Genomic DNA, 6,438 nt, shown 5'->3' with positions numbered 1-6,438 from the left:
CCCGAAGGGGGCTTAAAAGTTTCTGGGTTCATTTTTTTCTACCAATATTTAACTCCTACGGAGTAGTTTATTATACTTAACTCTTTTACTATAAACACTTTATATTTCTTCTGCAATCCCGAACTCACGTTATCTTAAGTATAAATTAGTAAAAGTTGGTAGTGATGCCACTTTTAAAAAGCTTTTACTTGGAGAATTGAACTTAAAATTTTGATTTGAGCACAAGAATAAAACGGCTAAATCGAAGAATAATAAGATTTTCTAAGTCTGAAATTATTCATGATTCAGTCATTGGTCTATTCATAGATAAGTGTATGGGTTGACCTATATGCCGATATTACCCATATTCTAAATTGCTTTCAATAATTCAAAAACCTCAAATAATTTAACTTTAAAAGTTGCAAAATTACTGCGTATGTCTTCATCAATGATTGAGTTTTTGGCGTTTGCTTCCATTTTTTCAACGTAAGCTACCTCATTTGTCAATCTAAACATCGATAACGATGATTTCATGTCGTGTGCTATTCTTACTACGGTAGGATAATCGTTTTCAAAGAAAGATTTTTCCAATATTTCTAAATCGTAAGGTACTTTGTTTAGAAATACTTCAACCATTTGTTGTCTGAAATTAGAGTCGGCTTCACCTCCAAATGATTCGTCTAAATATGAAAAATCAATGCTTTTTTTACAACTATTTATCGGCGATATTTCATCAATATATGGTATTTCAAGATTTATTTCAGTACTTTTTTCAATCACCAAACGTATTTTATTCAATAAATCTTGTTGTTTGAATGGTTTGGCAACGTAAGCATTCATCCCAATATCAAAGCATTTTTGTTGCTCGCCAACCAGAGAATGGGCAGTCATGGCGATTATTGGAATATTCAGCTTCAGAACTTCTCGAATATAAATTGTAGTTTGATACCCATCTTTAACGGGCATTTGGAGATCCATCAAAATCAAATCATATTTATTTTGCAGCAATAATTTGATTCCTTCCTCACCGTTAATGGCAATATCTAACTCGAAACCAAATTTTTTAATAACATTTCTAGCTAGATGTTGGTTCAATTCATTGTCTTCACAAAGTAGGATTGATAGTTTGCCGAGTGAGTTGTGATTCAAATCGTTGCCAATTATTGTTTCTATCACTGATGATTTAACTTTCGGGAAAGTCAAAGAAAAATAAAAATCCGACCCAACACCTAATTTACTTTTGACCTGAATTTGGCCGTTTTGCAATTCAACCAATTGTTTGACAATATTTAAGCCTAAGCCAGTACCACCAAATTTGCGTGTTGTGCTTGCTTCTGCCTGCGTAAATCTGTCAAAAATGGCCACAATTTTATCGTCCGAAATGCCGATTCCTGTATCTTTCACCGAAAATTTCAACGTTACAGTATCATCCGTTTCAGCCGTTTTTTTAACTGAAATTATAACCTCGCCCGATTCCGTAAATTTTAAGGCATTTCCAGCCAAATTCATCATTATTTGATTGATACGGCCTTTGTCTCCCACAACAAATTCGGGCATTTCGCTGTCTAAAAATAAGCTAAAATCAATGTCGTTTTTCGATGCTTTTACTTTCAGTAAATCATATATGTGTTTTAGAGTGCTTTTTAGATTAAATGGATACGACTCGATCAATAATTGCCCCGACTCAATTTTTGATAAATCTAAAATATCATTAATGATAAGTAATAAATTATCGCCAGCTATCTGAATATTATTGACAAACTCTAATTGAGTTGCATCAAGCTTACTCTGTGTGATGAGTTCCGTAAAACCAATAATGGCATTTAGTGGTGTACGTATTTCGTGGCTCATATTTGCTAGAAAAGTATCTTTCGCACAAACGGCCTGTTCGGCGAGGTTCTTTGCATTAATTAGGTCAGACTCGGCCTGTTTTTTGATGGTATAGTCTTCTGCAACAACCAAATATCCCAGAACTTTATTTTCAGTATTTTTAATACAAGTAACACTCAACCAAACTGGAATTCGTTTACCTGATTTTGAAATGTAGGTCCACTCATTACCATCGGCAATATTATCTCCCCTTGTTTTTATGACAAAAACTTCAAAACTAGGCTCAACATTTATCCCAAGTTCTAAGGTCAATTCGGCTGCACGCTTTACAATTTCGTTGGAATCATGAAAAGCCGCAGGGGTCATTTTATTGACAACTTCTTCGTTTGTATATTCAATTAAGTTTAGGCCTGCTTTGTTGATTCTTTTAATAATTCCGTTGGCATCAGTAAAAATGACGGCATAACCTACTCCATTGAAAATAGCATTTTGGGAGGCTATCAAATTGGCAATACTTAAGTCTTTTCGCTTTTTTTCGGTAATATCCGATTCAATAGCTATGTAATTGATTAGCTCATTATTATCGTTAAAAATCGGACTAATATTAATATCAAGCCAATAGGTTCGGCCAAATTTGCTTCGGTTTTTGATTTCGCCTTTGAAGGATGTTTGCCTGTTTAATGCTTCTCTGATTTGCAAAACTGTAGTTTTGTCAGTTTCTTCACATTGAAGAATTTTGCCTGGCTTTTTACCAATAACTTCTTCCAATGTATAGCCAGTTAAGGTTACAAAGGGCTCATTTACCCATTCAATATTTTTGTTTTTATCGGTGATTATGATGATATTATCGGTCCCTTTGGCAACCAAAGACAGTCTCCTGTTTTCTTCGTTTATCTTTTTACTAGACGTTATATCTCGAGCAATTGCATATAGCAGGCCAGTTTCTTTATCGTGTGAACCATTCCAGTTTAAGAACTTGTAATCGCCATTTTTACACTTAAATCTGGTCTCAAAATTAATCGTATTTATACCTTGAGCTAATTTTTCAATTTCTTTTCTGGTTGAATCTACATCATCCACATGAATGAACTGAAAAAAAGGTTTGGTGGTCAATTCTTCTTCAGTAAACCCTAATTCTCTTGAAAATGACGGACTTACGGTCTCGAAGAAACCTGCGGTATTGGTAACACACAAATAATCTTGCGATAAATTGAAAAACTGTTTTAGCTTGTTTTCCGAAATTTTTTGTTGAGATATATTTCGGTTGATGGCTACATATTTGAGCGGCTTCCCTTTTGTATCCAAAAAAGGTACAATGGTAGTCTCAACCCAATAGAAAGTACCATCTTTTGCTTTGTTTTTGACTTCTTTTTTCCATACAAGCCCGGCAGTGATTGTGTGCCATAAATCAGTAAAAAAAGCTTTTGGATGAAAGCCAGAATTAAGAATTCTATTGTTTTGGCCAATCAACTCTTCTCTCGAATATTTTGAAACCTTACAGGTGGTATCATTTACAAAGTTAATAATGCCGTTTTCGTCAGTAATGACAACGCTCGAGGTGAGGTCTAAAGCTGATTTATAGCTATTTAGCTCTAATGTGATTGTTTCTAAAGCTTTTTTTGCGAGTTTTTCTACTTCATTTTTTAATTCAAGGTTTTTATTCCTCAACTCCAATTGTGAAATAACATTTTTTGCAAGTGTAGAAAGAGCCTTTTTTTGTTCATTACTCAATTTCTTTGGCACATTATCTATGACGCATAAAGTGCCAATGTTAAATCCACCAGGCGTAGTGAGTGGAGCTCCTGCATAAAAACGGATATTAGGATTTCCCGTGACAAGCGGATTATTGACAAATTTTTCATCTTCGAGAGCATTCTCAACTTCAAATATTTCATCGTGCATGATGGCATACTGACAAAAAGAAATATCTCTTGGCGTTTCGGGTTCGGCAAGACCAATACGAGATTTAAACCACTGTCTTTTATCATCTAGTAGTGTAATTAAAGCAATGGGGGTTTGGCAGATATAAGAAGCCAACTGAGTAATATTATCAAATTCTTCCTCAGAGATACTATCTAATACATTATAATTAAATAATGCTTCGAGTCTATCTTTTTCGTTAGAGGGTATGGGAGCGTAAATCTTATTCATGGCAGAAAGTCTGATAATATAGAGATATTTGAATATACCCCTTATTAAAGTTATAAATAACTGATAGTCATTTTTTTAAAATACCATTTAAAACATCGATACAAAGCATATGCAGCGAATGTTGATTTATGCTAATTTAAAAATTAAATGTTCCCATATTTTTCGTATGCTTGGTTCATCATCTATGACTAATGATTTTGCGTTTCACTTCACTATGAGCTTACTATAGTATATGATTGTTCATTGGCGGAAGGGTATTTTATTTGTTTATCGAGAGTACTCAACCAATAAGGTGAACAATAAATTTACGAAAGACATTTAAACTCTTGATTATTAGGATTTTTCTATTGAAGAAGCTAGCAAAAATACTGCCAAAATAAGATTTTCTGATGTATTAATTTTATACATTCTATATGGTTTCTTATTCCTCAAATATTACTCACATAGCTTCTCAAATTGAGTCTGATTAAACTTTACTCTCTCGAAAAAATAACGGAGAATGTAATATAGTACCTTCTATATTTTAGTACTTATCAGAAAATTATATCTTAGCAAAAAATAGTTGGTAAAATGTACAGTTTTTAATTGTAATAAATTAATAATCATCGACTTATCTTATAGCTTTTGAATGATTGATGAAATTAGTTTATTAATCGTTTTTTATCATGTTTTGTACCAGTCTTATCAGAAACAATTGAACATTTACTATAGATTGATGCTTAAGTTCCTTTAAAATGAAATTTGAGCTGTCCAATTTTTATACTTTTTTCCAGATTCTGTAAGCAAAATCGTCTTATCATTTAATAAGATTGGTACTTTTCTCTATTGATAGTAGTAAAAATATTGAGCTGCTTTTAATTACGAATGGATTTCAAAAGCTATTATTTGAAGCAAATACAAAGATTCTTGTGACATACATCTTTGCGTTGAACCCAACGAGAAATCTCACAAATTTTACACTTTTATAGCTGTTTGCTAGCCTTATTACCCCATTTGATACAGGTCTGAGGTTTGCATATACTCGTAAGAAAAAATAACTACGGGTAATTTTAAGTAGGAACTGACGAAGGTAATCAAATAATTGTAGCTAAATTCCACTCTTGTTTAAGATAACGGGAATCTTTTGAGCCTAATATAACTCAACAATAGTTAGGCGTATAAAAGGTATTTTTTATAAGCCCAAAACGTATAAAGGTTGTCTTTTTATTTAACATACAATAAGGAATAATTTCAGATCCTACCGCTCCATCAGTGCTGAGAATGAACCAATTCCGCTCGCACACAGGTAAAATGTCAGTCGGTTTCACGACAGCCATTAAGTAAACTACGTTTGTATAATGTTTAGTCATCGTGCCACACTAATCGGAGTGGTAAAGGAGGGGTGAGGTTAAAATACCGACATTTTTAGGTAAAATAGACTTTTTGACATCACGGTAGCGGCTGACCCGACCGTTCCCGACCTTTCTCTCACCGGGGAGGGGAAATAAAGACTTATACTTATTGAGTTTACAGAGTGTTAAGCCTGTCTCAGCTTGGCTAATTGATTAATCGTAAGGAACAATTTTAGTTTGCCACACTTCAAAAGTAAAACAAAAAGATAGGCGTTTGTTCCTCATTTATCATTTCATTCTACCCATTTCGTTCGCACTGAGGCACACCGCTCACCAGCTTTGCGGCAATCGGTAAGCCAATTCCTCAGCAGAAAGCCTTCTTTACTACTAATCTTTTTGAAGTTTCGTTAACCATCGAAGTATCTACACTTTTTAATCAATTTTTTTTACTCTTCGGGCTGATAGAAAATATAGAAATATGGATAAATACTTTAGATAAGCTTGACTAACAAAAGTTAATATTAATTGAACTACGAGAAATACATTCTTCATTCCAATATTGAATAATGTGTAGAAGAGAGAATGATTAAATGTAGTTTTTAAGGTTCGCTGGCTTTATTTGTATAAAATCATAAAAAACTGGTAAAACATTTTTCGACCATAAAGAACCTCCGCATAAAAATCAACGTTAATGGTCAGTGATCATATCGCAAGTAAACTTTCAAGAAAATAACACCTTTGCTCCAGCAAGATGGCTTTTGAGTACGCTCGGACGCAATATTTGTCCTCTTATAAATATTGTAAAAGTAATTTTCAATAATCTGCTTATCCTAAAACAAAGACAGAAATCAAAATAAAAAGGTCGGAAGATAATTTTTCCAACCACCCATGGGGGCAACCCCTTTTTTATCAAATGGCTCTGCCACAAAAATTGAAATAAATAATTACTTTTGAAATATCAAACTCCAAAACTTCATGTGTTACAACGCATCTTATCTCGAAAAAAAGAAATCTAAGCTGGCCGAGCGTTATAAAAATGCTTTACCGCCCAACTGGAAGTCAAACATTGAAGAGTTTGAAGTGCCTACCTACTATTTTGTGAGTGGCTTTGAGCATCCTAAGTTGCCTATCATCAAACACGATGGTA

2 protein-coding genes are annotated in these 6,438 nt (G+C 33.5%); one reads left to right on the top strand and one right to left on the bottom strand.

What is annotated here, in order from left to right; all coding sequences use genetic code 11:
- Positions 1-215 precede the first annotated feature (215 nt).
- Positions 216-323 carry an IS1 family transposase gene (locus ACOVO2_RS03815; RefSeq protein ID WP_421768695.1) on the top strand — a complete coding sequence of 36 codons (108 nt, stop codon included), beginning with the start codon at positions 216-218 and terminating at the stop codon, positions 321-323.
- A gap of 25 nt (positions 324-348) precedes the next feature.
- Here ACOVO2_RS03815 and ACOVO2_RS03810 read toward each other — a convergent pair whose 3' ends face one another.
- Positions 349-3,960 carry a PAS domain S-box protein gene (locus tag ACOVO2_RS03810; protein WP_421768694.1) on the bottom strand — a complete coding sequence of 1,204 codons (3,612 nt, stop codon included), beginning with the start codon at positions 3,958-3,960 and terminating at the stop codon, positions 349-351.
- Positions 3,961-6,438 lie beyond the last annotated feature (2,478 nt).

Source organism: Emticicia sp. (assembly GCF_049241225.1).
In the GTDB taxonomy this organism is placed as follows: Bacteria; Bacteroidota; Bacteroidia; order Cytophagales; family Spirosomataceae; genus Emticicia.
Note: the sequence above shows the minus strand (reverse complement) of the source record. Positions and strands in the feature narration are given on the sequence as shown.

Excerpts from the sequence above, each read along its gene's own strand:
- ACOVO2_RS03810 (WP_421768694.1), bottom strand. The coding sequence starts at position 3,960 with ATGAATAAGATTTACGCTCCCATACCCTCTAACGAAAAAGATAGACTC.